This window comes from Kribbella sp. ALI-6-A (genome assembly GCF_001984195.1).
Lineage (GTDB): Bacteria > Actinomycetota > Actinomycetes > Propionibacteriales > Kribbellaceae > Kribbella.
Map to the genome: position 1 here is coordinate 196,582 of NZ_MTQN01000006.1, position 22,543 is coordinate 219,124.

At 70.9% G+C, this 22,543-nt stretch carries 23 protein-coding genes; 9 read left to right on the forward strand and 14 right to left on the reverse strand.

The genetic code is table 11. The features are described 5' to 3' along the window. The first annotated feature begins 20 nt into the window (after positions 1-20). Together BWI15_RS03490 and BWI15_RS03495 are read left to right on the forward strand one after the other, a co-directional pair. Positions 21-965: an NADP-dependent oxidoreductase gene (locus tag BWI15_RS03490; protein WP_077012809.1), complete on the forward strand. Its 945-nt coding sequence runs from the start codon at positions 21-23 to the stop codon at positions 963-965. Positions 966-1,004: 39 nt separating this feature from the next. Further along, positions 1,005-1,955 carry an alpha/beta hydrolase gene (locus BWI15_RS03495; protein WP_077012810.1) on the forward strand — a complete coding sequence of 317 codons (951 nt, stop codon included), beginning with the start codon at positions 1,005-1,007 and terminating at the stop codon, positions 1,953-1,955. Here the strand turns inward: BWI15_RS03495 and BWI15_RS03500 are convergent. Next, positions 1,933-3,522, reverse strand: coding sequence for an MFS transporter (locus BWI15_RS03500; RefSeq protein ID WP_077012811.1), 1,590 nt, complete (start codon positions 3,520-3,522; stop codon positions 1,933-1,935). The genes BWI15_RS03495 and BWI15_RS03500 overlap by 23 nt on opposite strands. 74 nt (positions 3,523-3,596) lie before the next feature. After that, the gene (locus tag BWI15_RS03505) at positions 3,597-4,238 is read right to left on the reverse strand and encodes a class I SAM-dependent methyltransferase (RefSeq protein WP_077012812.1); all 642 of its coding nucleotides are present in this window, start codon (positions 4,236-4,238) and stop codon (positions 3,597-3,599) included. Positions 4,239-4,351: 113 nt separating this feature from the next. On the opposite strand from BWI15_RS03505, the gene BWI15_RS03510 reads away from it, so the two are divergent. Continuing rightward, positions 4,352-4,948: a helix-turn-helix domain-containing protein gene (locus BWI15_RS03510; protein ID WP_077012813.1), complete on the forward strand. Its 597-nt coding sequence runs from the start codon at positions 4,352-4,354 to the stop codon at positions 4,946-4,948. A 69-nt stretch (positions 4,949-5,017) separates the two neighbouring features. Here BWI15_RS03510 and BWI15_RS03515 read toward each other — a convergent pair whose 3' ends face one another. Genes BWI15_RS03515 through BWI15_RS03530 form a run of 4 tightly spaced genes read right to left on the reverse strand, consistent with a single transcriptional unit; the run spans position 5,018 to position 8,766 of the window. Continuing rightward, entirely contained in the window at positions 5,018-6,151 is a 1,134-nt protein-coding gene (locus tag BWI15_RS03515) for a D-alanine--D-alanine ligase family protein (protein WP_077012814.1), read from the reverse strand. A gap of 58 nt (positions 6,152-6,209) precedes the next feature. Further along, positions 6,210-7,352 carry an NAD(P)/FAD-dependent oxidoreductase gene (locus BWI15_RS03520; RefSeq protein WP_077012815.1) on the reverse strand — a complete coding sequence of 381 codons (1,143 nt, stop codon included), beginning with the start codon at positions 7,350-7,352 and terminating at the stop codon, positions 6,210-6,212. Continuing rightward, positions 7,352-7,543 (reverse strand): ferredoxin, encoded by a 192-nt coding sequence (locus BWI15_RS03525; protein WP_077012816.1) that lies wholly within the window; start codon positions 7,541-7,543, stop codon positions 7,352-7,354. The genes BWI15_RS03520 and BWI15_RS03525 overlap by 1 nt, the downstream gene beginning before the upstream one ends. Beyond that, positions 7,543-8,766, reverse strand: a complete 1,224-nt coding sequence (locus BWI15_RS03530) for a cytochrome P450 (RefSeq protein WP_077012817.1) — start codon at positions 8,764-8,766, stop codon at positions 7,543-7,545. The genes BWI15_RS03525 and BWI15_RS03530 overlap by 1 nt, the downstream gene beginning before the upstream one ends. A gap of 96 nt (positions 8,767-8,862) precedes the next feature. On the opposite strand from BWI15_RS03530, the gene BWI15_RS03535 reads away from it, so the two are divergent. Both BWI15_RS03535 and BWI15_RS03540 read left to right on the forward strand, forming a co-directional pair. Then, entirely contained in the window at positions 8,863-9,456 is a 594-nt protein-coding gene (locus BWI15_RS03535; RefSeq protein WP_077012818.1) for a TetR/AcrR family transcriptional regulator, read from the forward strand. A 23-nt stretch (positions 9,457-9,479) separates the two neighbouring features. After that, positions 9,480-10,586 carry a trans-sulfuration enzyme family protein gene (locus BWI15_RS03540; protein WP_077012819.1) on the forward strand — a complete coding sequence of 369 codons (1,107 nt, stop codon included), beginning with the start codon at positions 9,480-9,482 and terminating at the stop codon, positions 10,584-10,586. Here BWI15_RS03540 and BWI15_RS03545 read toward each other — a convergent pair. Beyond that, complete coding sequence (locus tag BWI15_RS03545) at positions 10,583-11,779, reverse strand: MFS transporter (RefSeq protein ID WP_077012820.1); 1,197 nt, start codon at positions 11,777-11,779, stop codon at positions 10,583-10,585. The genes BWI15_RS03540 and BWI15_RS03545 overlap by 4 nt on opposite strands. Further along, a complete protein-coding gene (locus BWI15_RS03550; protein ID WP_077012821.1) occupies positions 11,776-12,561 on the reverse strand; it encodes a DeoR/GlpR family DNA-binding transcription regulator in 786 nt (261 codons plus the stop codon). The genes BWI15_RS03545 and BWI15_RS03550 overlap by 4 nt, the downstream gene beginning before the upstream one ends. A gap of 64 nt (positions 12,562-12,625) precedes the next feature. Here BWI15_RS03550 and BWI15_RS03555 point away from each other — a divergent pair, with 64 nt between their 5' ends. Further along, positions 12,626-13,783, forward strand: coding sequence for an MFS transporter (locus BWI15_RS03555; protein WP_237771108.1), 1,158 nt, complete (start codon positions 12,626-12,628; stop codon positions 13,781-13,783). Here the strand turns inward: BWI15_RS03555 and BWI15_RS03560 are convergent. Continuing rightward, positions 13,767-14,486 carry a FadR/GntR family transcriptional regulator gene (locus BWI15_RS03560; protein ID WP_083750545.1) on the reverse strand — a complete coding sequence of 240 codons (720 nt, stop codon included), beginning with the start codon at positions 14,484-14,486 and terminating at the stop codon, positions 13,767-13,769. The two genes, BWI15_RS03555 and BWI15_RS03560, sit on opposite strands and share 17 nt — an antisense overlap. Before the next feature lie 22 nt (positions 14,487-14,508). On the opposite strand from BWI15_RS03560, the gene BWI15_RS03565 reads away from it, so the two are divergent. Continuing rightward, entirely contained in the window at positions 14,509-15,705 is a 1,197-nt protein-coding gene (locus tag BWI15_RS03565) for a CynX/NimT family MFS transporter (protein WP_077012823.1), read from the forward strand. Positions 15,706-15,714: 9 nt separating this feature from the next. On the opposite strand, the gene BWI15_RS03570 is transcribed toward BWI15_RS03565, so the two are convergent. Together BWI15_RS03570 and BWI15_RS03575 are read right to left on the reverse strand one after the other, a co-directional pair. After that, a complete protein-coding gene (locus BWI15_RS03570; RefSeq protein ID WP_077012824.1) occupies positions 15,715-16,722 on the reverse strand; it encodes a sugar phosphate isomerase/epimerase family protein in 1,008 nt (335 codons plus the stop codon). A gap of 51 nt (positions 16,723-16,773) precedes the next feature. Next, positions 16,774-17,862 carry a Gfo/Idh/MocA family protein gene (locus tag BWI15_RS03575; protein WP_237771109.1) on the reverse strand — a complete coding sequence of 363 codons (1,089 nt, stop codon included), beginning with the start codon at positions 17,860-17,862 and terminating at the stop codon, positions 16,774-16,776. Positions 17,863-17,940: 78 nt separating this feature from the next. Here BWI15_RS03575 and BWI15_RS03580 point away from each other — a divergent pair, with 78 nt between their 5' ends. Further along, complete coding sequence (locus BWI15_RS03580) at positions 17,941-19,089, forward strand: ROK family transcriptional regulator (protein ID WP_077012826.1); 1,149 nt, start codon at positions 17,941-17,943, stop codon at positions 19,087-19,089. Here the strand turns inward: BWI15_RS03580 and BWI15_RS03585 are convergent. The 3 genes from BWI15_RS03585 to BWI15_RS03595 are packed head-to-tail and all read right to left on the reverse strand — an operon-like array spanning position 19,076 to position 21,755. Continuing rightward, positions 19,076-19,990: an aminoglycoside phosphotransferase family protein gene (locus tag BWI15_RS03585; RefSeq protein ID WP_202817562.1), complete on the reverse strand. Its 915-nt coding sequence runs from the start codon at positions 19,988-19,990 to the stop codon at positions 19,076-19,078. The genes BWI15_RS03580 and BWI15_RS03585 overlap by 14 nt on opposite strands. Beyond that, positions 19,987-20,991 carry an NAD(P)H-dependent glycerol-3-phosphate dehydrogenase gene (locus BWI15_RS03590; protein WP_077012828.1) on the reverse strand — a complete coding sequence of 335 codons (1,005 nt, stop codon included), beginning with the start codon at positions 20,989-20,991 and terminating at the stop codon, positions 19,987-19,989. Before BWI15_RS03590 ends, BWI15_RS03585 begins: the two co-directional genes overlap by 4 nt. Continuing rightward, positions 20,988-21,755 (reverse strand): lysophospholipid acyltransferase family protein, encoded by a 768-nt coding sequence (locus tag BWI15_RS03595; RefSeq protein WP_237771110.1) that lies wholly within the window; start codon positions 21,753-21,755, stop codon positions 20,988-20,990. The genes BWI15_RS03590 and BWI15_RS03595 overlap by 4 nt, the downstream gene beginning before the upstream one ends. A gap of 51 nt (positions 21,756-21,806) precedes the next feature. Between BWI15_RS03595 and cofC the strand changes: the two genes are divergently transcribed. Then, a complete protein-coding gene (gene cofC, locus BWI15_RS03600; RefSeq protein WP_077012829.1) occupies positions 21,807-22,541 on the forward strand; it encodes a 2-phospho-L-lactate guanylyltransferase in 735 nt (244 codons plus the stop codon). Positions 22,542-22,543: the final 2 nt, after the last annotated feature.

The following is a 22,543-nucleotide window of genomic DNA, read 5'->3' on the forward strand; positions in this document are numbered from 1 at the left end:
TCCAGCGAAAGAAGCTCCCCATGAAGGCAGTGCGTTTCCACCAGTACGGCGACCCGGACGTCCTCCGCTACGAAGACGTCGACGTCCCCGTCCCCGCCGCCGGCCAGGTCCGGATCAAGGTCGCCGCGACGTCGTTCAACCCGGTCGACGCCGGGATCCGCAGCGGCGGTCTCCAGGGCCCGTTCCCGGTCGCCCTGCCGCACACCCCCGGCATCGACGTCGCCGGCACGATCGACGCGATCGGCGACGAGGTCGGCAACCTCGCGATCGGCGACAAGGTCATCGGCTTCCTGCCCATGGCCGGCGCCGGCGCGGCCGCCGAGTACGTCATCGCTCCCGCCGAGGTCCTCACCTCCGCGCCGAGCAGCGTGCCGCTCGCCGACGCGGCGGCCTTGCCGAGTGTCGGGCTGACCGCCCGGCAGGCCCTGTTCGAGCTCGGTCAGCTCACCGCCGGTCAGCGCGTTCTCGTCACGGGAGCCGGCGGCGCCGTGGGTGCGTACGCCGTCCAGCTCGCGAAGAACGCCGGCGCGTACGTCGTCGCGACCGCGAGCCCGCGCAGCGAAGACCGCGTCCGGGCCGCAGGCGCCGATGAGATCCTCGACCACACCACAACTGACATCGTCGCCGCGGTGACCGAGCCGGTCGACCTCCTGCTCAACCTCGCACCGATCGACCCGGAGCAGTTCGCCAAGCAAGCGACCCTCGTCCGCAACGGCGGAACCGTGGTCAACACGACGGTGTGGATGCAAGCCCCGAGCGACGAGGCGCGCGGCATCCGTGGGCTGAACGTCTTCGTCCGCAGCGACGCCGGTCAGCTCGCCGAACTCGTCGCCGCCGTCGACCAGGGCGAAGTGCGGATCGACATCAGCCGCCGCATCCAGCTCGAGGACCTCCCGGCCCTGCACACCGAAGCCGCCAACGGCGGCGTGTCCGGCAAGGTCGTCGTCCTCACCCCGAACGCCTGACCCACTCCCCCACCGAACTCGAACCGAAACGGAAGAACCATGTCGTTCACCCTCGATCCCGAAGTTGCCCGGGCGATGGCCCCGATGGGCGAAGCGATGGCCGGTACGACGCCGCCCGCCGTCGGTGACGTCGACGGGCGGCGCGCCCTCTGGGAGCCGATCCTGGACGCCGCCGGCAAGGCGCAGCCGATACCGGACGACGTCACCACGCACGACTACGTCGCCACCACCGACGACGGCGCCCAGCTCACGATGCGCTGGTACACCAAGAGCGGCAGCACGCCTGGCTCGGCCGTCCTGTTCTTCCACGGCGGCGGCTACCTGTTCGGCCACATCGAGCACTTCGACGGGCCGGTCAGCCGCTACGTCTCGGCCAGCGGCGTACCCATGCTGTCCGTCGAATACCGCCGCGCGCCGGAGCACCCGCACCCGGCACCGGTCGAGGACGCCTACACCGCCCTCACCTGGCTCGACGCACACGCCTCCGAACTCGGCGTCGACCGCGAACGGATCGGCGTCATGGGCGACAGCGCCGGCGGTGGGCTGGCCGCCGCACTGTCGCTCCTCAGCCGCGAACGCGGCGGCCCGCACATCGCCCGGCAGATCCTGCTGATGCCGATGCTGGACGACCGCAACACCAACCCCGATCCGCATGTCGCACCGCTCGCCATCTGGTCGTACGACGACAGCCGCACCGCGTGGCCCGCACTGCTCGGCGATGCCGCCGGCGGACCAGGCGTTCCCGTCACCGCGGCCCCCGCTCGTCTCGAGGACGCGACCGGCCTGCCGCCGGCGTACCTCGAGATCGGGCAGATCGACGCCTTTCGCGACGAGACCGCCGCCTACGCGATCACGCTCAGCCGCGCCGGGGTGCCGGTCGAGTTCCACCTGCATCCCGGCGTACCGCACGAGTTCGACTCGATCGCGTTCGAGGCGGACGTCTCCCGCCGGGCGATCGCCGACCGCATCAGGGTGCTGAAGTCGATCTGACCTCCGAGTTCTCCTCGGCCCGGTCGACGACGGCGGCCTGAGGACCACGGGCGAGTACGTAGACGAACAGCACGGCCATCACGGCGGCCCCGGCCCACATGGCGTGTTGCCAGCCGTCGACGAACGACTCCTGGGCGGCTCGCACCACTGCCTGTGCCTGAGGACCGGCGCTGCCGGCGGCCGCGACGGCGTTCGCGACGCCCTCGCGAGCGGTGTCGGCCAGGCCGGTCGGTACGCCGTCGAGTTTGGCGTCGATCGAGCCCTGGTAGCCGGCGGACAGGACGGCGCCGAGCAGGGCGATGCCGAGGGCGGTGCCGAACTCGCGGGTCACGTCGTTGAGCGCCGAGGCGACACCTTGCCGCTCGCGTGGCAGCGAACTGGTGATCGACTCGGTCGACGGCGTCATGGACAGGCCCATCCCCAGGCCCATCACCAGCATGCCGGGAAGAACGGAGAGAAAGCCTCGGTCGAGGGAGACGAAAGCCGCCATCAAGGCCAGCCCGATCCCGCCGAGCAGGACGCCGGTCGCCATCGTGGAGCGCCTGCCGATCTTGACGGCGACCCGTGGGGCGAAGGCGGAGGCGAACATCATCAGCAGCGCCATCGGCATCAGCGCCAGGGTCGCGCTCAACGCGGACCAGCCGAGCACGGCCTGCAGGAACGGGAAGAACACCACGAAGATCCCGGCCTGGACCCCGAACACCGCGAGCAGGGTCACCGATCCACTGGCCAGACCGCGTTGACCGAAGAGCCGGAGGTCGAGCAGCGGCGCGACCTGGCGCAGTTCCCACACCACGAAGCCGGTCGCGGCGGCAAGACCGGCGACGAGCGCGGCGAGCGTCGCGGGCTCGGTCCAGCCGTGCACCGGGCCCTCGTGCAGCACGAAGATCAGACCGACGACCGCGACGACGGAGGTGATCGAGCCGACGATGTCGAAGCGGTGTGCGGTGTGCTCGCGGGAGTTGGGCACCGACCGCAGGATCAGCGCGGCCGACCCGAGCACGAGCGCGATCGGCAGCACGAAGAGCCAGCGCCAGGTGGCGACGTCGACGAGCAGCGCCGACAGGTACATCCCGAGGATGCCGCCGCCTCCGGCGACCGCGGTCCAGACGCCGATTCCCTTCGAACGTTCGGCTTCGGGAAAGGTCGAGGTGATCACGGCGAGCGTGACCGGCATGATCATCGCGGCCCCCACCCCGGCCAGGAGCCGGGAAGCCAGCATCATCTCCGAGGAGACGGCCAACCCGCCGGCGACGTTCGCGGCACCGAAGACGACCAGCCCGGCCAGCAGGACGGGTTTGCGTCCCCACCGGTCGCCGAGCGCCCCGAGCGGCAGCAGCAGTGCGGCGAGGCTGATCGTGTAGAGGTTGATGAACCACAGGACCTCGGACTGGGAGGCGCCGAACTCGACGGCGAGCTGTGGCTGGGCGACGTTGAGGCCGGTGACCGAGGCGACGACGGCCATCAGCGCGACGCACACCGCGATCAGCACCGTACGCCGCTGACGCGCGTCGTGAATGGTCGTGCCGGACGCGTCGGCCACGACCGGGACTGGTTTCGTACTCACAGGGGTCCTTTCGAGAGGGCAGGGCGAAGCGGCGCCAGGAGCCGCTGAGGCCCGGCGCTGGTCGGTCGGTGAGGTCAGTGGCGGCGGGAGGCCCTGACGACGACGTCGTGCAGCACGACCTCGCGGCCGCCGTGAGCGGACATGGTCCGGTCCACCTCCTCAGCGGTCACGACCTCCCACACCGCCGGGTCGAGACGCGTCGTGATGGCGTCCGCGGTCGCGGAAGCCTCGGCCGGCGGCCCGTCGCCGCCGTGCCCGTGACCGTGGCCATCGGCGCCGTCGTGGTGCAGGTGACCGACGATCAGGAGGCTGCCTCCAGGAGCAACCCACGAAGCGATGCGGTCGTAGAACTCCAACTGCGGCATCGCCGGGTGGGCATAGTGCGTAGTGACCAGGTCGAACTGTGCCTCCGGCTCCCACGTGGACAGGTCCGCTTGGACCCACTGCACCCGCTCAGCAACTCCGCTCTCGGTGGCCCGTGCGGCCGCGCGGGCAAGCGCTTCCGCGGCGATGTCCGCCGCGGTGACCCGCCAGCCGCGCGTGGCGAGCCAGATCGCCTCGGCTCCGGCTCCGCACCCCGCGTCGAGTGCGGACCCGGGCGGCAGGTCGCCGAGTTCCCGCGCCAGATACGGGTTCGGCGAAGCGGTGCTCATGGACGCTCCGCTGTCTCCCTGCCAGATCTGGTCCCAGTACGCCTGGTCGAACGAGTGCGTCATCGGCGGTTCTCCTCATCGGTACGGCGTCGGCCGGCGCGGCACGACCACGCTTCCGATGGTGGCCGTCGGCAATCGCTCTCGCAAACCTTCTTGCCGAATGGCAAACTGACATCATGGACGAAGCCACCGATCGCACCCTCGACGCGGTAGGACCGCGACTCAAGCAGCTGCGCCGGCGCCGCGACATCACCTTGAGCGATCTCGCCGGGCAGACCGGCATCTCGGTGAGCACGCTGTCCCGGCTCGAAGCGGGCCTGCGTCGTCCCACCCTCGAACAACTGCTGCCGCTGGCTCGCGCGTACGGCGTCACGCTCGACGAACTGGTCGACGCACCGCCGACCGGTGATCCGCGGATCAACCTGCGACCGATCGTGACCGGCGACGGCCGGAAGATCCTGCCGCTGAGCCGCCGGCCCGGGGGCATCCAGGCCTACAAGTTCGTGCTGCCGGCCGGACGCGACGACGCCGAACCGGACCTTCGGACCCACGAAGGCTACGACTGGGCCTTCGTGCTCAACGGGCGGCTCCGGCTGGTGCTCGGTGAGCACGACCTCATCCTCGAGCCCGGCGAGGCCGCGGAGTTCGACACCCGCACCCCGCACTGGTTCGGAGCGACCAGCTCAGGACCTGTGGAGTTCCTCAGTCTGATCGGCAAACAGGGCGAACGCGCGCACGTCCGCGCCGCCCCCAAGCAGCGCGGAGCGCAGTAGCATCGCGCCGGCCGGTTGGCAGGCGGCGTCGGACTGCCGAGCGGCGGATCACGTGCCGTTCGGCGTGGCTCAGCGCAGGCCGGTGGGCCGGGTCTGAGCGAGCGTCAGCAAGCGCTCGACCAGGCTCGGGTAGTCCAGGCCGGAGGCCGCCCACAGGCGCGGGAACATGCTGGTCGGCGTGAAGCCGGGCATGGTGTTGATCTCGTTGATGACGACGCGGCCGTCGGAGTCGAGGAAGAAGTCGACCCGGGCCAGGCCCTCGGCTTCGATCGCGTCGAAGGCGGTGATCGCCTTGGCGCGGATCTCGGCCTCGATCTCGGCCGGCAGCTCGGCAGGCACCGACAGCGCGGTGTACTGCTCGCCCTCCGGCAGGTACTTGGTCTCGAAGTCGTAGAAGGCGTGACCGCCGCCGGAGACCGCGATCTCACCGCACACGCTGGCCTCGGCCGGGCCACCGTTCAGGCCGCCCAGGACGCCGACCTCGATCTCGCGCGGGTTCTTCACCGACGCCTCGACGATCACCTTCGGGTCGTGCGCGCGGGCCTCCGCGATCGCGTCGTCCAGCTCGTCGAGCGTGTCGACCTTGCTGATCCCCAGGCTCGAGCCGCCGCGGGCCGGCTTCACGAAGACCGGGAAGCCGAGCTGCTCGACGGCCGTCCGGCAGGCCTGCGGGTCGCGCAGCCAGTCGCGGTCGCGGATCACGACGTACGGGCCGACCTCGAGGCCGGCGGCCGCGAAGACGACCTTCATGTAGTGCTTGTCCATGCCGACCGCGCTGGACAGGACGCCGGACCCGACGTACCGGATGTCCGACATCTCCAGCAGGCCCTGCAGCGTGCCGTCCTCGCCCCACGGGCCGTGCAGCAGCGGGAACACGACGTCGACCTCACCGAGCGTGCTCGGCACCTGATCGGGCTCGGAGACGACCAGCTCGCGGTCGGCGCCGAACAGCACCGGCGCCGCGGTGACGTCCACCTCGGGCAGCTTGCCGTCGGTGATCGACAGCCGGTCCGGGTCGCCGCTCTCCAGCACCCAGTGCCCGCTGGTGGTGATGCCGACCGGCACCACGTCGTACTTGTCGCGGTCGATCGCCTGCAGCACGTTGGCCGCGGTGACGCAGGAGATGGCGTGCTCGCTCGACCGGCCACCGAAAACGACAGCGACGCGGGGCTTGCTTCTTTCGTCCCTCGAGAACTCACTCACCGGCTCGACGATAGCGCTAGCCCCGGCGCATCCTGACCGGGGTTTGGTAAAGATGTCTTCAGATTGCTGTCAGTAGCGCCCGTGCGGCCCGTAGCTCACGCGGCATGTTCCAGCCCAGAACGGCGGTCACCCGGCCGTCGGACACGTAGTGCGCGAGGAACTTCCGCGCCGCCGGATCACCCTGGACGACGACCAGGCGCGCGTCCGGCGCGATCACGCCGTACACCTGGATCCGGGCGTCGTACTGGTCGGTCCAGAAGTACGGCACCGGGTCGAAGTCGACCTCCTGCCCGAGGATGCGCCGCGCGGCGCAGACCGCCTGCTCGGTTGCGTTGAACCGGTGTTCCAGCCGCAGTGAGGTGCCGAAGCGTGAGCTAATCCACCGCGCCACGTCTCCAGCGGCGTGCACTCCGTCGGGCGCCTCGTCGCACAGCACGCCGTCCCGGCAGGGCAAGCCCGAGGCATCCAACCAGTTGGTTGCCGGGCGGGAGCCCACGGCAACAAGCACGGCGTCCGCCTTGACGACCGAGCCGTCGGCCAGCTCAACGCCCTCCACTGCCGACTCCCCGACCAGACCGGTCACCGCCGTCCCGCCCACAACCCGTACGCCGTTCGCCGCGTGCAGCTCGGAGATCATCCAGCCCAGCTCGGCTCCCAGCTGCACTGCCATCGGAGCCGGAGCCACGTCAACCAACGTCACTTCGCAGCCGAGCTGACGAGCCGCCGCAGCCGTCTCCGATCCCAGGAACCCGGCCCCGACCACCACGACGGACTCCGCGTCCACCAGCGACTTCCGCAGCGCTACCGCATCGTCCAGCGTCCTCAGCACGTGCACGCCGTCCAGGTGGTGCCCTGCACTCAGCCGCACAGGCTGCACCCCGGTCGCCACGACTAGGTGGTCCCAGCCCACCTCCTCCCCGGTCGAGAGCTCCACGACCCGCCTGTCCAGGTCCAGCCCGGCAGCACGGACTCCGAGCCGCAAGTCGATGCCCTGCTCGGCGTACGTCGTACTGGCGCCGAAGCTGGTCCGCTCGACCGGCCAGGTGCCGAGCAGCACCTGCTTGGACAGCGGCGGGCGGTCGTACGGCAGATGCGGCTCGTCACCGATCACCGTGACCGCTCCGGCGAAGCCCTCGCGGCGCAGTGTTTGCGCGGTCGTGGACCCCGCGGCCGAGGCACCGACGACGACTACTCGCTCCATCACTCGCTCAGCAGGATCGCCCGGGCCGGGCAGAGCAACGCCGCCTCGCGGGTGGCGTCGTACTCGTCGGCCAGCGGCTTGCGGAGCAGTACGGCGACGCCGTCCTCGTCGCGCTGGTCGAAGACCTCCGGGGCGGCCAGCACGCACTGCCCGGCGGCGACACAGCTTTCCTGGTCGATCTCGACGTCCATCACTTCGCCTCCACCGCGTCCCAGGTCACCGGCAGCTCGACCAGTCCGTACACCAGCGCGTCGTGCTTGAACCGCAGCTCCTCGAACGGCACCGCGAGCCGCAGCGTCGGGATCCGCCGGAACAGCCGGGTGTAGACCTCGATCAGCTCGACCCGCGCCAGTTGTTGCCCAAGGCACTGATGCGGGCCGAAGCCGAAGGCCAGGTGCGCGGACGCCTTGCGGGTCAGGTCGATCCGGTCCGGCTCGGGAAAGACGCGGGTGTCCCGGTTCCCGGCGCTGATCGCGGCGATCAGGTACTCCCCCGCCTTCACCGTCTCGGCACCGATCGGGATGTCGTCGAGCACGTGCCGGAACAGGCCGAACTGCACGACCGTCAGGTAGCGCAGCATCTCCTCGACCGCGCTGGGCGCGATCTCCGGGTGCTCGCGCAATTGCTGGAGCTGGTCGGGGTTGCGCAGCAGAGCGAGCGTGCTGAGCCCGATCATGTTCGCCGTCGTCTCGTGGCCGGCGATCAGCAAGGTGATGCCGATCGTCACCAGCTCCGGCACGCTCAGCGGCGTGCCCTGGTCCTCGGCCCGGGTGATCAGCCGGGTCAGCAGGTCGTCGGCCGACCGGTCCTCCTGCTTCGACATGACCAGCTCGGCCATGTACTGCTGGAGCTCCTCGCTCGTTGCCAGTTGCTCCTGCTGGGTGCGCTTCACCGAGAGCAGCAGGGCCGACCAGTGCTGGAACTGGTCGCGGTCGGCGTACGGGACGCCGAGCAGCTCGCAGATCACCAGCGACGGAATCGGCAGCGCGAACTGCTCGACCAGGTCGACCGGTCCGCCGGTCGCCAGCATCGCGTCGAGGTGCTGCTCGACCAGGTCGACGATGCGCGGCCGCAGCGCCTGCACGCGCTTGACGGTGAACTCCGCGGTGAGCAGGCGGCGCAGGTGGGCGTGCCGCTCGCCGTCGTTCTGCAGGATCGAGCCCGACTCCACCTCGCGCTGCAGGTCCGCGTGCGGCGACATGTGGGCCGACGGGGCCGACCGGGAGCTCAGGTTCGGGTTGCTCAGCACCGTGCGGACGTCGTCGTACCGGCTGACGACCCAGGCGTCGACGCCGAGCGGGGTGGAGACCTTGGCGGGCTGCTCGCCGGCCTGCAGTTCGGCGTACCCGGTGGCGGGGTCGAACGGGCAGCCGCTCGGCCGGGTGCTCGGGAAACCCGGTTGGGTCTCGGTCATCAGAACCCCCAGGACTCTGGTCGCGAAATCTGGAAGTAACTACCATATGACTGTGAGTGCTGTAATTTCAAAACCCGCACGAAGTAAGTTGGAGAAATGGGACTGCGCGAGCTGAAGCGGGAGCGGACCCGCCGGCTGATCTCGGACAAGGCTTTCGAGCTGTTCACCGATCACGGATTCGGCCGGACGACGGTCGAGCAGATCGCCGCGGCGGCCGAGGTCGGCCCGAGCACGCTCTACCGGTACTTCCCGACCAAGGAGACGCTGGTTCTCGAGTTCGTCGAGCAGAGCTTGTTCGACGCGATCGACTGGTTGCGTGAGCAGCCCGCCGCGCTGGAGCTGCCGGTCGCGCTGGAGCAGGTGATCGACCGGGTGCTCGACCGGATGGAGAGCAACCCCGACCGCGTCCGCGCCGTCTACGACCTGGCCGAGCAGACCCCGTCCCTGGGCGCCCACCTGACCGACGCGATCTGGCGCTGGCGCAAGGACCTCAGCGCCGAGCTGGTACGCCGCTCCGCCGCGACCGAGCTGACCGCCAAGCTCGCCGCCGGCACCACGATGAACATCCTCGAGATCGTCGTGGAGACCTGGGTCCGCGACCCGGCCGGCCCGTCGATCAAGGAACTGGCCCGGCAGACCCTCCAGCTGTTCCGCGACGGAGCGATCCCACTCCCCCGCGCTCGCCGGTAGTCCCGGTTGGCACAATCCCCGGTATGACCTCTGACCTCGATCCGTCCACCGTCGTCGTGCATGCCGGGCGCCCCGAGCGGGTGCCGAACGCGCCGCTGGGTGAGTCCCCGGTGTTCAGCTCCACCTACATCGCCGGTGGGGACCGCGGTTACGGGCGGTTCGGCAACGACGCCTGGGACGCGTTCGAGCAGACGCTCGGTGAACTCGAAGGCGGTCGTGGCCTCACCTTCGCCTCCGGTATGGCGGCCGCCGCGGCGCTGCTCGACCTCGTACCGGTCGGCGGTCTGGTGGTCGCGCCGCAGCACGCCTACAGCGGCGTACTCGGTCTGCTCGACCAGCAGGTCGCGACCGGCCGGGTGAAGCTCCGGCGCGTCGACATCGCCGACACGGACCAGGTCACCGCGGCGGTCGCCGGCGCCGACCTGCTGTGGGTCGAGTCGCCGACCAACCCGGCCATGGAGGTCGCCGACCTGCCCGCTCTCACGGCAGCCGGCCGTGCGGCCGGTGCGACCGTTGTCGTCGACAACACCTTCGCCACTCCGCTGCTGCAGCGCCCGCTGGACTTCGGGGCCGACGTGGTGATGCACTCCGCGACCAAGTTCATCGCCGGGCACTCCGACGTCGTGCTGGGCGCGATCATCACCGCGAACAACGACCTGTGGACCGCCCTGGAGTCCAAGCGCCGCAACCTCGGCGCCGTCCCCGGCCCGATGGAGGCCTGGCTGGGACTGCGCGGACTCCGCACCCTCGCGCTCCGGCTGGAGCGCGCCCAGTCGAACGCGGCGTTCCTGGCCAACCGCCTGCTCGGGCACCCGCGCGTCAGCCGAGTCCGATACCCCGGTCTGCCGGACGATCCCGGCCACGCCCGTGCCAAGGCGCAGATGTCCGGCTTCGGCGCGATCCTGGCGGTCGAGCTCGGCGGGGACGCGGAGGGCGCTCAGCGGGTCTGCGAGTCCACCAAGCTCTGGGTGCACGCGACCAGCCTCGGCGGCGTCGAGTCCATGCTGGAGCGCCGCCGTCGCTGGCCCGCCGAGGTCCCCACCATCCCCGCCGACCTGATCCGCCTGTCGGTGGGCATCGAGCACCCCGACGACCTCTGGTCCGACCTGAAGCAGGCCCTCAAGGCCTAGTCGGTACGCCGGGCCGGCGGAGCTACCTCCGCCGGCTCGCGCGACCGCAGGACCGGCGCGCCCAGGACAGTCAGCACACACAGGACGACCGGCAGCAGGAAGGCGATGTTCAGCGGCATCCAGTGCGCGAGCCCGCCGATCAGCGCCGGGCCGGCGAGCAGTCCGACGTACCCGAGACCCACGACGCGGGCCATCAGCGCGCCGGACGCCCTCGGGTCCAGGTTGCCCGCAGCGGTGAACAACTGCGGCACGCCCCCGGCCAATCCGAGCCCGAACAGCGCCCAGCCGACCAGCCCCACCGGGACCCACGGGCTCACGATCACGATCATCAGCCCTACCGCGGCGAGCGCGGCGCCGTACCGGACGATCGCCATCGCGCCGATCACCGCGGCCACCCGGTCGGTGGCGAACCGCCCGACCGTCATCGCGACCGCGAACGCGCCGTACGCGTAGGCCGCCGTACTGGTCGAGGTGCCGAGCACGTCCCGGAACTGCAGCGCGGCCCAGTCGTTCGCCACACCCTCGGCCAGCATCAGCCCGAAAGCCAGTCCGCCGAGCGCCCACACCAGCTTGGCCGGCGGCTTGGCCCGCGGCTCCTCGGATTCGTCCGACTCCTCCGGTACGTCGGCCTCGATCAGGTAGCGACTGGTCGCCAGCGACACCACGACGAGCAGCACTCCACACGCCCCGAGCGTCACCTCTGTCGGTACGCCGGCCCGCAGCGTCATCGCGCCGATCAGCGCCGCGATGGCCCCGCCGATCGACCACATCGCGTGGAAGGCGGCCATGATCGGCCGCGGGTAGGCCCGCTCGACCACCACGGCGTGCGCGTTCATCCCGACGTCGAGTGAGCCATTGGCGAAGCCGAGCACGATCAAGGTCAGGCCCAGCGTCCACCAGGTGTTCGTGAGGCCGGGACCGAACAGCGACAACCCGAGCAGCGCGCCGGCGGCCGGCACCAGCCGGCGCTGACCGACCCGATCGGCGAGCGGACCGGCGACCTGCATGCCCAGGAACGCGGCACCGCCGAGGACCAGCAGCAGGAGGCCCAGCGTGCTGTGGGTGATGCCGGTCGCGTGCTCGATGTTCGGGATGTGCACGACCCACAGGCCGATGGCGAAGCCGTTGATCCCGAAGTACACCCAGGTCGCGATCCGGGCCGCCCGCGGTGGGGCGGCGACGAGCGTGCTCAAGAGAGGTTGTCCTTTCCGGACTCGCCGGCCACCTGGACGAGGACGCCGCGCTCAGCCAGCGCGGCGCGTTCGTCCTCGGGGGCGGACGGGTCGGTGATGATCAGGTCGGGTCGTTCGGCCGGGCAGATGTAGGCCAGCGCGGCGCGGTCCCACTTCGCGCCGTCGACCAGCGCGATCGAGCGGGTGGCGACGGCCATCGCCTGCAGCTTCACCTCGGCGTCGCCCAGATCGAAAGCGGTCAGCCCGCTCTCCAGGCTGAACGCGCACGGGCTGAGCACCGCGACGTCGAAGCGCAGCGCCCGCAGCGAGGCGAGGGTCAGCGGTCCGACCAGCGACTGCTCGCCTTTGCGCGGCTCGCCACCGGGCATCAGCAGCCGGATCCCGGGTTCGTCGACGAGCTCCTGAGCGACCTGCATCGACAACGGCATCACCGTCATCGTCCGGCCCCGCAACTGCCTGGCCACCTCGAGCGCCGTCGTACCGCTGTCGAGAATGACCGCCTCGCCGTCGCGCAGCTGGTCGACAGCAGCCGCGGCGATCGCCCGCTTCGCCTCGACTGCGACCGTAGACCGCGCCGCGAACGGCGGTTCGACCCCGGCCGGCATCGCCGAGACCGCGCCGCCGTGGACGCGCTTGAGCACGCCCTGGGCGGCCAGGAAGTCCAGATCTCGCCGCACCGTCATGTCGGACGCACCGGTCAGCTCGACCAGCTCGGTGACCGCGACCCGGGACGTGCCGCGCAGCCGCTCTACGATGACTCGCTGACGTTCGGCGCTCTTCACGACACCGAATCTAACATCTTCTGCTGTTCGTTCAAACATTCCGTCTGTTGATATGGACTTCTCTGTGACGATCGACGAGGTACGTCGCGCCCGCGTGGCGGTGGCCATCGTGTTCTGCGTGCACGGCGCGGTGACCGGCTCCTTCGCGACCCGGGTGCCCTGGATCCAGGACCACGCCGGAGTGAGTCCGGGCCAGCTCGGCCTGGCACTCGCGTTCCCGGCGCTCGGCGCGGCGATCGCGATGCCGCTGGCCGCCCGGATCAGCCACCGCTTCGGCTCCCGGACCGCGTTGCGCGGCCTGCTCGCGCTGTGGACGCTGGCGCTGATCCTGCCGTCGCTCGCGCCGAACCTGCTCGCGCTGTGCGCCGCCCTGCTCGTGTACGGCGCGACCGCGGGCATGGCCGACGTCGCGATGAACGCGCTCGGCGTCGAGGTCGAGCACCGGATGGAGAAGTCGATCATGTCCGGCCTGCACGGGATGTGGAGCGTCGGGGCGCTGGCCGGCTCGAGCATCGGAACGGTCGCGGCGCACCTCGAGATCAACGCGCAGCTGCACCACCTGGTGATGGCCGTCGTGCTGACGGTGCTCGGGGCGATCGCCTGCCAGTCCGTGCTCAACCTGCACCCGACCGAGGACGAGGTCGCGCCGCCGCGGTTCGCCCTGCCACCGAAGTCGGCGTACCTGATCGGCGCGGTCGGCTTCTGCGCGGTGTTCGCCGAGGGTGCCAGCCTCGACTGGTCGGCGGTCTATCTGGAGGACGTGCTCACCACCTCGGCCGGCGTCGCCGCCGCGGCCACCACCGGCTTCGCGCTCACGATGGCCGTCGCGCGGCTGGTCGGCGACGCGGTGGTCGACCGCTTCGGCGCCGTCCCCACCGTCCGCGTCTCCGGCGTCGTGGCCACCCTGGGCGGGCTGCTCGTCGTACTGGCTCCGCATCCGGTCGTCGCGATGGCCGGGTTCGGCCTGCTCGGGCTCGGCATCGCCGTCGTCGTCCCGCTGGCCTTCGCCGCCGCCGCCAAGTCGGGCCCCAACGCCAGCCAGGCCATCGCCGGCGTCGCCACCGTCACCTACGCGTCCGGTCTGGTCGCTCCTTCGATCATCGGAGGCATCGCGCAGGCGAGCAGCTTGACGCTGTCGTTCGTGGTCGTGACCGTGCTCGCTGTCGGCCTGGCTCTCTTCGCGCCGGTCCTCTCGCCCCGCCCGGTCACCGAGTCTGCTTGACGGTCTCGATCAGCGCGTACGACACCCGCCCGGCCTCCTCCGGATCGCCGGCCCGAATGGCCTCGAACACCGCGAGGTGCGACTGCAGCAACAGCGGATCCTCCGGGAACGACGCGGTTCGGTGGATGGACTCGGTGAGCACCTCCGCGATCGCGTCGTACAGGCGCAGCAGCAAGTGGTTGCCGGACGCCTCGACGACGCCACGGTGGAACGCGGTGTCGGCCGCCACGAACGCCTCGAGGTCGGCAGCGTCGTGCGCGGCGGCGCGGGAGTCGAGGGCGGCCGTCAGCCGCTCGAGTCCGCTGGGGTCCGGTCGCCGGGCGGCCAGTCGCGCGGCGGCCGCTTCGATCCCGGCCCTGGCGTCGAGCACCTGGTCGAGGGACGACAGGTCGTCGCGGACCAGGACACCGGTGATCTCGTTGGTGGCACGGACGTAGGTGCCGTCGCCGACGCGCGGTTCGAGCAGACCGGTCAGGCTCAAGGAGCGCAGGGCTTCCCGGACCGTCCCACGGCTGACTCCGAGCTCGGCGGCGAGTTGGTTCTCCCCCGGGATCCGGGACCCCCTGGGCCACTGCCCGGACTCGATCAGCGCGCGAAAACGCTCCGAGACCTGCAGCACGAGCGGCACCTGACGTACCGGTCCGTCCAGTGACACGGTGGCGACCTCCGATCCGGTGAGGCGTACCGTGTAAATGTAGGACATTTCCGCAGCGAAGGGCGTTTTCGTGTCACTGTCCGCCGAACCGATCCGGCTGCGTGGGCCGCTGATCGCCGCGACCGCCTTCGTCGTCGCCCTCACGCTGCGGCCCGCCTTGACGGCCGTCGGTCCGGTGCTGCCGCGGATCGGAGCCGATCAGCACCTCGGTGAGGCCGCGCTCGGCCTGCTGGGGACCTTGCCACTGCTCGCCTTCGCGGCCGCTTCACCACTCATCCACTTCGCCTCCCGGCGCTTCGGGATGGAGCGGACGGTGTTCTGGTCGCTCCTGGTCCTGGCGGCCGGCAGCGTGCTGCGGTCGTACACCGGAACGGCCGGCCTGTGGATCGGGACCGTCGTGATCGGCGCCGCGATCGCGGTCGGCAACGTGCTGGTGCCGGTGATCATCAAGCGCGACTACGCCAACCACGTGTCCCGCGCGACCGGCGTCTACACCGCCTTCATCACCGGCGGCGCGGCGATCGCGTCACTGGTCGCGGTGCCGATCGCGGACGCGGCCGACTGGCGGCTCTCGCTGGCGATCTGGGGCGGCCTCACCCTGGTCGTCGCCGTCGTCTGGCTGCCGCGGGCGATGCAGCCGGTCTCCGTCCCGCCGCCGAGCACGGCGTACGACACACCACTGGCGAGCGTCTGGCGACAGCCGATGGCCTGGCTCGTCACCGGGTTCATGGGCCTGCAGTCGACCAGCTTCTACCTGCTCGTCACCTGGCTGCCCACGATCGAGATGTCGCACGGGGTCTCCGAGCACGCCACCGGAGTCCACCTCTTCCTGTTCCAGGTCTGCGGCCTGATCGGCGGCCTCAGCATCCCCAGGCTGCTGCGCGACCCGGCCAGTCAACGCGCCGGAACCGTCACCGCGAGCGTCCCCATCCTGGTCGCCCTGCTCGGACTCCTTCTGGTCCCGGACCTGGCGCTCGGCTGGGCGATGATCGCCGGACTGGGTCAGGGCGCGGCGCTGGTCGCCGCACTCTCGCTGATCAGCATCCGTGGCCGCACGCACCACGAGACGACCCAGCTGTCTGGGATGGCGCAGTCGGTCGGCTATCTGCTGGCTGCGGCCGGTCCGGTCGTGGCCGGTTTCCTCACCGAGCGGACCGGCGGCTGGGACGTCACGCTGATCGTGTTCTCGGCACTCGCCGCGGTCCAGCTGGCCATCGGCGTCGCCGCCGGTCGCGACACCCGCGTCGAGCGGGCGTCGCGACCGTAGGCGGTCTGCTTACTTGTCGGTGGCGAACGCCGCGTCGAAGGCGGCTTCCGGCTTGTCGAAGGCCAGGTTGCGAATGACGTTGACCGCCTCGGCGGCGCCGACCTTGCGCTCCATGCCGGCGTCCTCCCACTCGACCGAGATCGGGCCGGTGTAGCCGATCGAGTTGAGCACCCGGAAGCAGTCCTCCCAGTTCACGTCGCCGTGACCGGTGGAGTAGAAGTCCCAGCCGCGCCGCGGGTCGCCCCACGGCAGGTGCGAGCCGAGCCGGCCGTTGCGGCCGCCGCCGACGCGCATCCGGGTGTCCTTGCAGTCCACGTGGTAGATCCGGTCCTTGAAGTCCCACAGGAACGCGACCGGGTCGATGTCCTGCCAGACCATGTGGCTGGGATCCCAGTTCAGGCCGAACGCCTCCCGGTGCCCGATCGCCTCCAGGGCCAGCGTCGTGGTCCAGTAGTCGTAGGCGATCTCCGACGGGTGCACCTCGTGCGCGAACCGCACGCCCTCGGCGTCGAACACGTCGAGGATCGGGTTCCACCGGTCGGCGAAGTCCTGGTAACCGGCGTCGATCCGCTCGGCCGGCACCGGCGGGAACATCGCGACGTACTGCCAGATCGACGACCCGGTGAAGCCGATGACGGTGTCGACGCCGAGCTTGGCCGCGGCCCGCGCGGTGTTCTTCAGGTCCTCGGCCGCGCGCTGCCGCACGCCCTCGGCGTCCCCGTCGCCCCAGACCCGGCCCGGCACGATCGCCTGGTGCCGGAAGTCGATCGGGTCGTCGCAGACCGCCTGGCCGACCAGGTGGTTCGAGATCGCCCAGACCTTCAGGTTGTACTTGTCCAGGATGTCCTTGCGGGTCTGGACGTAGTTCGGGTCGTCGATCGCCTGCTGGACGTCGAAGTGGTCACCGGAGCAGGCGATCTCGACGCCGTCGTAACCCGCCGACGACGCGAACTCGCAGACCTCTTCGAACGGCAGGTCGGCCCACTGGCCGGTGAACAAGGTGATCGGGCGTGGCATCCGCGGTGCTCCTCAAGCTGAAAGTGATGATCCGGTACGGCGTACGACGTGCTAGTCCTCGACCTCGACCCAGGCCGAGCCGTCGGCGGCCGAGCGCAGGACGGCGTCGACCAGGCGGGCCGACCGTGCGCCGGCGGCGAAGTCCGGAAGTCCGTCCGGACGGTCGCCACCGCGCACGGCCGCGTAGGTGTCCGCGACGAACGAGTCGAACGCGTCCTGGTAGCCCTGGGCGTGACCGGCGGGCAGCCGGTTCACCCGGGCCGCGGGCGGGCTCAGGGTCTCGGGGTCGCGGGTGAGCAGCTGGCTGGCGGCCCGGTGGCCGACCCACAGCCGGTCCGGGTCCTCCTGGTCGAAGCCGAAGCTCGACTCGGCGCCGGAGACCTCCAGGTAGAGCCGGTTCTTGCGCCCGGCCGCGACCTGGCTGACCACGACGGTGCCGACGACACCGGACTCGGTACGGAACTGCGCCGTCGCCAGGTCCTCGGTCCGTACGTCGACGCCGCCGCGCCGCGACCGCACGGTCCGGGTCTGCGCGCTGACGGCGGCGATCCGGTCACCGGTGACGAACTCGGTCAGGTCGCACCAGTGCGAGCCGATGTCGGCGAAGGTCCGCGACGGTCCGCCGGCCGCGTCGTCCACGCGCCAGTTGTCGTCGTCGGCACCGGCCAGCCAGTCCTGCAGGTAGCTGCCGTGCAGGCTGGTGATCATGCCCGCGTCGCCGGCGGCGATCCGGGTCCGCAGCTCGCGGACCATCGGGTGGTAGCGGTAGACGAACGGCACGGTGGCGACCAGTCCGGCCTCCTGCGCGGCCGCGAGCAGTCCGGCGGCGTCCTTGGCGTTCGTCGCGAGGGGCTTCTCGCAGATGACGTGCTTGCCGGCTTCGAGCGCCTTCAAGGTCACCGGGAGGTGCGTGCTGTTCGGCGTACAGACGTGCACGAGGTCGATGTCCGCGGCGAGCAGGTCGTCGAGCGTCGCGAAGCCCTGCTCCGCGCCGGTGGCCTCGGCCGCGGCGTCCGCGCGCTCCGGGCTCGACCCGATCGCGCCGACGATCCGCGCGCCGCCGACCAGTGCCGAGCGGCCGTGCACCCGGCCCATGAAGCCGCCACCGATGATTCCGACCTTGAGCTTGTCTGTGGACACGCTCGGGACGCTATGTGACACTTTTGAATCCTGTCAAGCAAAAGTCCGCCGACCGTCCGACGAAAGTGCGTTCGCCCGATGACCGATCTCAGCACCACCGCCGCCGAGGCGGGTCCGCTGCTGCGGTTGCTGCTCGACGGACAACCGCGCACCCGCGCCGAACTGATCGACCTGAGCGGCCTGGCCCGGTCGACGGTGACCGGCAGGATCGAGGCGCTGCTGGCCAGCGGACTCGTCGTACCGTCCGGTGAGGCGGCGTCGACAGGTGGTCGTCCCCCGGCCCGGTTCCGGTTCAATCCGGCGGCGCGGCTGGTGCTCGCGGCCGACGTCGGCGCGACGCATCTCTCGGTCGCGCTGACCGATCTGACCGGCGAGCTGATCGGCAGCAGCACGCTGCGGCTCAACATCGCCGAGGGCCCTGAGGTGGTGCTCGGCGCGATCGTCGACACCGGTCGTGAACTGCTGGCGACGGCCGGCCGCTCCCCTGCCGACCTGGCCGGCACCGGTGTCGGCCTGCCCGGCCCGGTCGAGCACCGCACCGGCCGCCCGAACCATCCGCCGATCATGCCCGGCTGGGACTCGTACGACGTCGTCGCCCGGCTGGCCGCCGACCTGCCCGGCCCGGTCCTGGTCGACAACGACGTGAACATCATGGCGCTGGGCGAACACAGCACGGCGTACGCGGACGTCGAGCACCTGCTGTTCGTGAAGGTTGCCACCGGCATCGGCGCGGGCGTGATCAGCGGCGGCCGGCTGCACCGCGGTGCTCAGGGCGCGGCCGGCGACATCGGCCACGTCCAGACGCCTGGCCACACGACACCCTGCCGTTGCGGCAACCGTGGCTGTCTGGAGGCCGTCGCCTCCGGTACGGCGATCGCCGCGCGGCTGGCGTCGTCCGGTATCCCCGCGGTGTCGAGCCGGGACGTCGTCGAACTGGTCCGCTCCGGCAACCCCGTCGCGACTCGAGCGGTCCGCCAGGCAGGGCGGGAAATCGGCTCGGTCCTGGCGACCTGCGTGAGTCTGCTCAACCCGTCGGTGATCGTCGTCGGCGGATCGCTCTCGCTGGCCGGCGACAGCCTGCTCGCGGGGATCCGAGAGGCCATCTACGCCCGGTCGTTGCCCCTGGCCACCACCGAGCTGCAGGTTGTCGCCTCCCGCACCGGCCCCGACGCCGCGCTCCACGGCGCCGCGGCGCTGGTGCTGCAGCACACCCTCATCGCCAACTGACGGCCAACTCGTCCACGAAGGCGACGAGCTGCTTCAGCGTCGCCCCACCCCGAGCCACCGAGAACCCAGTCCTGCGCCCCCAGTACGCCGCCTGCACCAACTGCAGCTGTACCCAGCGCCGCACCCGTTCACGATCGAGCTCCGCGGCCTCGGCGAACACGTCCATCTCGCGACGAAGCGCCTCGAGCACATCGCCACGGCCGCGCAGCGCGTACGCCCGGGGCTTGAACAACGTGCCGCCGTCGTAGGCCGGATCGCCCACCCATCCCGTCGGATCGACCGCCAGCCACGGTTCGCGATCGCCGCGCAGGATGTTGCGAGGATGAAGGTCCCCGTGCACCAGGAGATCCGGCTGCCGCCGTCCCAGTTCGTCCACGACCGCCAGGGCCGAATCCACGACCGAGGCCGGCAGCATCCCGGGAAACTCCCGGGCACCGGCTCGGACATGGTCTGCCCAGCCGTCTGCCAGGTCCGCCAGCCGGGGCAAGCCCTCCGGTGCGGGGACGGACAACCGATGGCACAGCTGTCCCGCCACCGTAGCGATCTCGTCGCCGTCGTCGAGGTCCACCAGTCGCGACGGCCGCGCCCGCTCAAGCAAGATCGCGCACCGCTCGTCGTCCTGCTCGTACAGCAACGCCGCACCGCGTCCGCCCCACGTCGCCAACGCCTTCGCCTCGTGTGCGCTGCTCCGATGCGGGAACGAAACCTTGAGCACCGCAGGACCAGCAGCACCGCGCACCGGGACCACCAGACCGACGTGGCCGTGCGTCGGCGGACCGTCGACCACACAGTCCCAGCGAATCAGCAGGTCGTCGACGATCGCGGGAAGTGCGGCCAGCCAGGCCGCGCCCGCCTCCCCCTCGCGCTCGATCGTGGACCGGGCCAAGGGGGCCGGGATCATCCCCACCGCTCCGATTTCGCCGAGCGGGAGATCAGGCTGAACAGCATGTCCTTCGGCGTCATCTCGCCGGCCACCACCTTCGTCACGTGTTCCACGATCGGCATCTCGACATCGTGGTGGTGGGCGAGCTCGGTGATCGACGAGCACGACTTCACGCCCTCGGCGACCTGCCGGGTCGCGCCGGCGATCTCCGCGACCGTCATGCCCTGGCCGAGCTTCTCGCCGAACGTCCGGTTGCGGGACAACGGCGACGAACAGGTCGCGACCAGATCGCCCAGCCCGGCGAGGCCGGAGAACGTGTGCTCGTCCGCGCCCAGCGCCGTACCCAGTCGTGCCGTCTCGACCAGACCACGGGTGATCACCGACGCGCGCGCGTTGTCGCCGAACCCGAGGCCGACCGCCATGCCGACCGCGAGGGCGATGACGTTCTTGGTCGCGCCGCCGAGCTCGCAGCCGATCACGTCGGTGTTCGTGTACGGGCGGAACGTCGGCGAGTGGCAGAGCTTCTGCAGCCGGGTCGCGGTGCCCTCGTCGGCGCAGGCGACCACCGCCGCGGCCGGTTGTCCCTCGGCGATCTCGCGCGCCAGGTTCGGGCCGGAGACGACGGCGATGCGTTCAGGACCGGCGCCGGTGAGCTCGGCGATCACCTCCGACATGCGCTTCGTCGTACCGACCTCGACGCCCTTCATCAGGCTGACCAGCGGCACCGCCGACGGCAGTACGCCGGCCCAGTCGCGCAGGTTGTCCCGCAACGACTGGCTCGGCACCGCCAGCACGATCGCCTCGGCACCGTCGGCCGCGGCGGCCGGGTCGTGCGTCGCGGTGATCGCGTCGGGCAGCCGCAGTCCGGGCAGGTAGTCCGGGTTCTCGTGCCGGGTGTTGATCGCCTCGCACAACGACTCCCGGCGGCCCCACACCGACACCTGGTTCCCCGCGTTGGCCAGCACCGTGGCGAACGCCGTACCCCAGGATCCCGCGCCGAACACCGCTACTTTGGTCATGCGTTCTCCTCGTTGGCGCGTCGCTCGTCCTCGGCCTTGGCCTTGCGGAGGTCGAACAGTTCCTTCGGCGGCGTCTCACCACGCAGCTCACCGAGCCCGTCGGCGACCGCCCGCATGATCACCTCGGTTGCCTCGTGCAACAGCTCGGCGGTGATCGGCTTGCCGCGGAACGCGTCCAGGTCAACCGGCGGCCCGGCCTTCACCTTCATCGTCTTGCGCGGCAGCAGCCCGATCCGGAACTTGCTGTTGTAGGAGTGGAAGACCTCCTGCGCGCCCCAGTTCGCGATCGGGATCACCGGGCACCCGGTCATCAGCGCGATCCGGGCCGCGCCGGTCTTGCCGGTCATCGGCCACAGGTCGGGGTCGCGGGTGATCGTGCCCTCGGGATAGACCCCGACGCACTCGCCCCGCTCGACCGCGGCGACCGCGTCCCGGAACGCGTCGGCGGCCTGCGCCGACTCGCGGTACACCGGGATCTGCCCGGCCGCGGAGATGATTCGCCCGGCGATCGGCAGCTTGAACACCGACGCCTTGCCGAGCAGCCGCGGGATCCGCCGGCACTCCCAGATGTAGAAACCGATCACGAACGGGTCGAAGTGCGAGATGTGGTTGGTCACGAACACCACCCCGCCGGTCCGTGGCATGTTCTCGCGGCCCTGAAAGTCCGGCTTGGTGAACACCAGCATGAACGGCTTGACCAGCGCCACCACCAGGCCGAACCAGAACCCACGGGGTGGGCGAGGGTCGTGTGCCGGGCTGTTCACTGTGCCTCCTGCTGGTCGTCGCGGCCGTGCGTCATGGGAGAATCCTGCCTGATGGAAGACGTACAGGTCGCTGCCTGGATCCTCGTGGTCCCGGTGAAGCGTACGGCGATCGCGAAGAGCCGGCTTGCTGCGGCCTACCCTCAGCACCGTCCGGAGCTGGCGCGCGCCTTTGCGGCCGACACCATCTCCGCCGCGCTGGCCTCACCGCTGGTCCGTGCCGTCCTGGTCGTCACCGACGATCCGCAGGTCGCCGCGGACGTCGCCGCGGCGGGCGCCCGCGTCGTACCGGACCTGCCGGCGGCCGACACACAGCTCGGACCCGACTCGCCAGCGGCGCCGGCGTACCTCGGCCCCGGCCAACCGGTGGGCGGTCTCAACGAGGCGCTCGTGCACGGCGCGGCTTTGGCCGCCGCCGAGTTCCCCGGTGCCGGCGTTGCCGCGCTGTCGGCGGACCTGCCCGCTTTGCGCACCGACGAGCTGACCGCCGCCCTCACCGCGTGCGTCTCCGACCGCTCGTTCGTCATCGACCAGCCCGGGACCGGCACGACACTGCTCGCCGCTCGCCCGGGCGTCGCCCTCGATCCTCGCTTCGGCGTCGGTTCAGCCTTGGCCCACCAGGCCTCGGGCGCCGTTCCGCTGGACCTGCCGATTCCTTCGGTACGGCGTGATGTCGACACCGCCGCGGATCTCGCGGACGCCGTCCAGCTGGGAGTCGGCCCGCGAACCGCCGAGGTGCTGGCGATCGTGTTCGGCGCCGTGGCGGGCTCCGACGGGCTGGCCTGCTAGTC

Bases quoted from the DNA above. Each gene is read 5' to 3' on its own strand.
- BWI15_RS03490 (WP_077012809.1), top strand. From the start codon at position 21: ATGAAGGCAGTGCGTTTCCACCAGTACGGCGACCCGGACGTCCTCCGC.
- BWI15_RS03495 (WP_077012810.1), top strand. From the start codon at position 1,005: ATGTCGTTCACCCTCGATCCCGAAGTTGCCCGGGCGATGGCCCCGATG.
- BWI15_RS03505 (WP_077012812.1), bottom strand. From the start codon at position 4,238: ATGACGCACTCGTTCGACCAGGCGTACTGGGACCAGATCTGGCAGGGA.
- BWI15_RS03510 (WP_077012813.1), top strand. From the start codon at position 4,352: ATGGACGAAGCCACCGATCGCACCCTCGACGCGGTAGGACCGCGACTC.
- BWI15_RS03520 (WP_077012815.1), bottom strand. From the start codon at position 7,352: ATGGAGCGAGTAGTCGTCGTCGGTGCCTCGGCCGCGGGGTCCACGACC.
- BWI15_RS03525 (WP_077012816.1), bottom strand. From the start codon at position 7,543: ATGGACGTCGAGATCGACCAGGAAAGCTGTGTCGCCGCCGGGCAGTGC.
- BWI15_RS03530 (WP_077012817.1), bottom strand. From the start codon at position 8,766: ATGACCGAGACCCAACCGGGTTTCCCGAGCACCCGGCCGAGCGGCTGC.
- BWI15_RS03535 (WP_077012818.1), top strand. From the start codon at position 8,863: ATGGGACTGCGCGAGCTGAAGCGGGAGCGGACCCGCCGGCTGATCTCG.
- BWI15_RS03540 (WP_077012819.1), top strand. From the start codon at position 9,480: ATGACCTCTGACCTCGATCCGTCCACCGTCGTCGTGCATGCCGGGCGC.
- BWI15_RS03560 (WP_083750545.1), bottom strand. From the start codon at position 14,486: ATGTCCTACATTTACACGGTACGCCTCACCGGATCGGAGGTCGCCACC.
- BWI15_RS03570 (WP_077012824.1), bottom strand. From the start codon at position 16,722: ATGCCACGCCCGATCACCTTGTTCACCGGCCAGTGGGCCGACCTGCCG.
- BWI15_RS03580 (WP_077012826.1), top strand. From the start codon at position 17,941: ATGACCGATCTCAGCACCACCGCCGCCGAGGCGGGTCCGCTGCTGCGG.
- BWI15_RS03585 (WP_202817562.1), bottom strand. From the start codon at position 19,990: ATGATCCCGGCCCCCTTGGCCCGGTCCACGATCGAGCGCGAGGGGGAG.
- BWI15_RS03590 (WP_077012828.1), bottom strand. From the start codon at position 20,991: ATGACCAAAGTAGCGGTGTTCGGCGCGGGATCCTGGGGTACGGCGTTC.
- cofC (WP_077012829.1), top strand. From the start codon at position 21,807: ATGGAAGACGTACAGGTCGCTGCCTGGATCCTCGTGGTCCCGGTGAAG.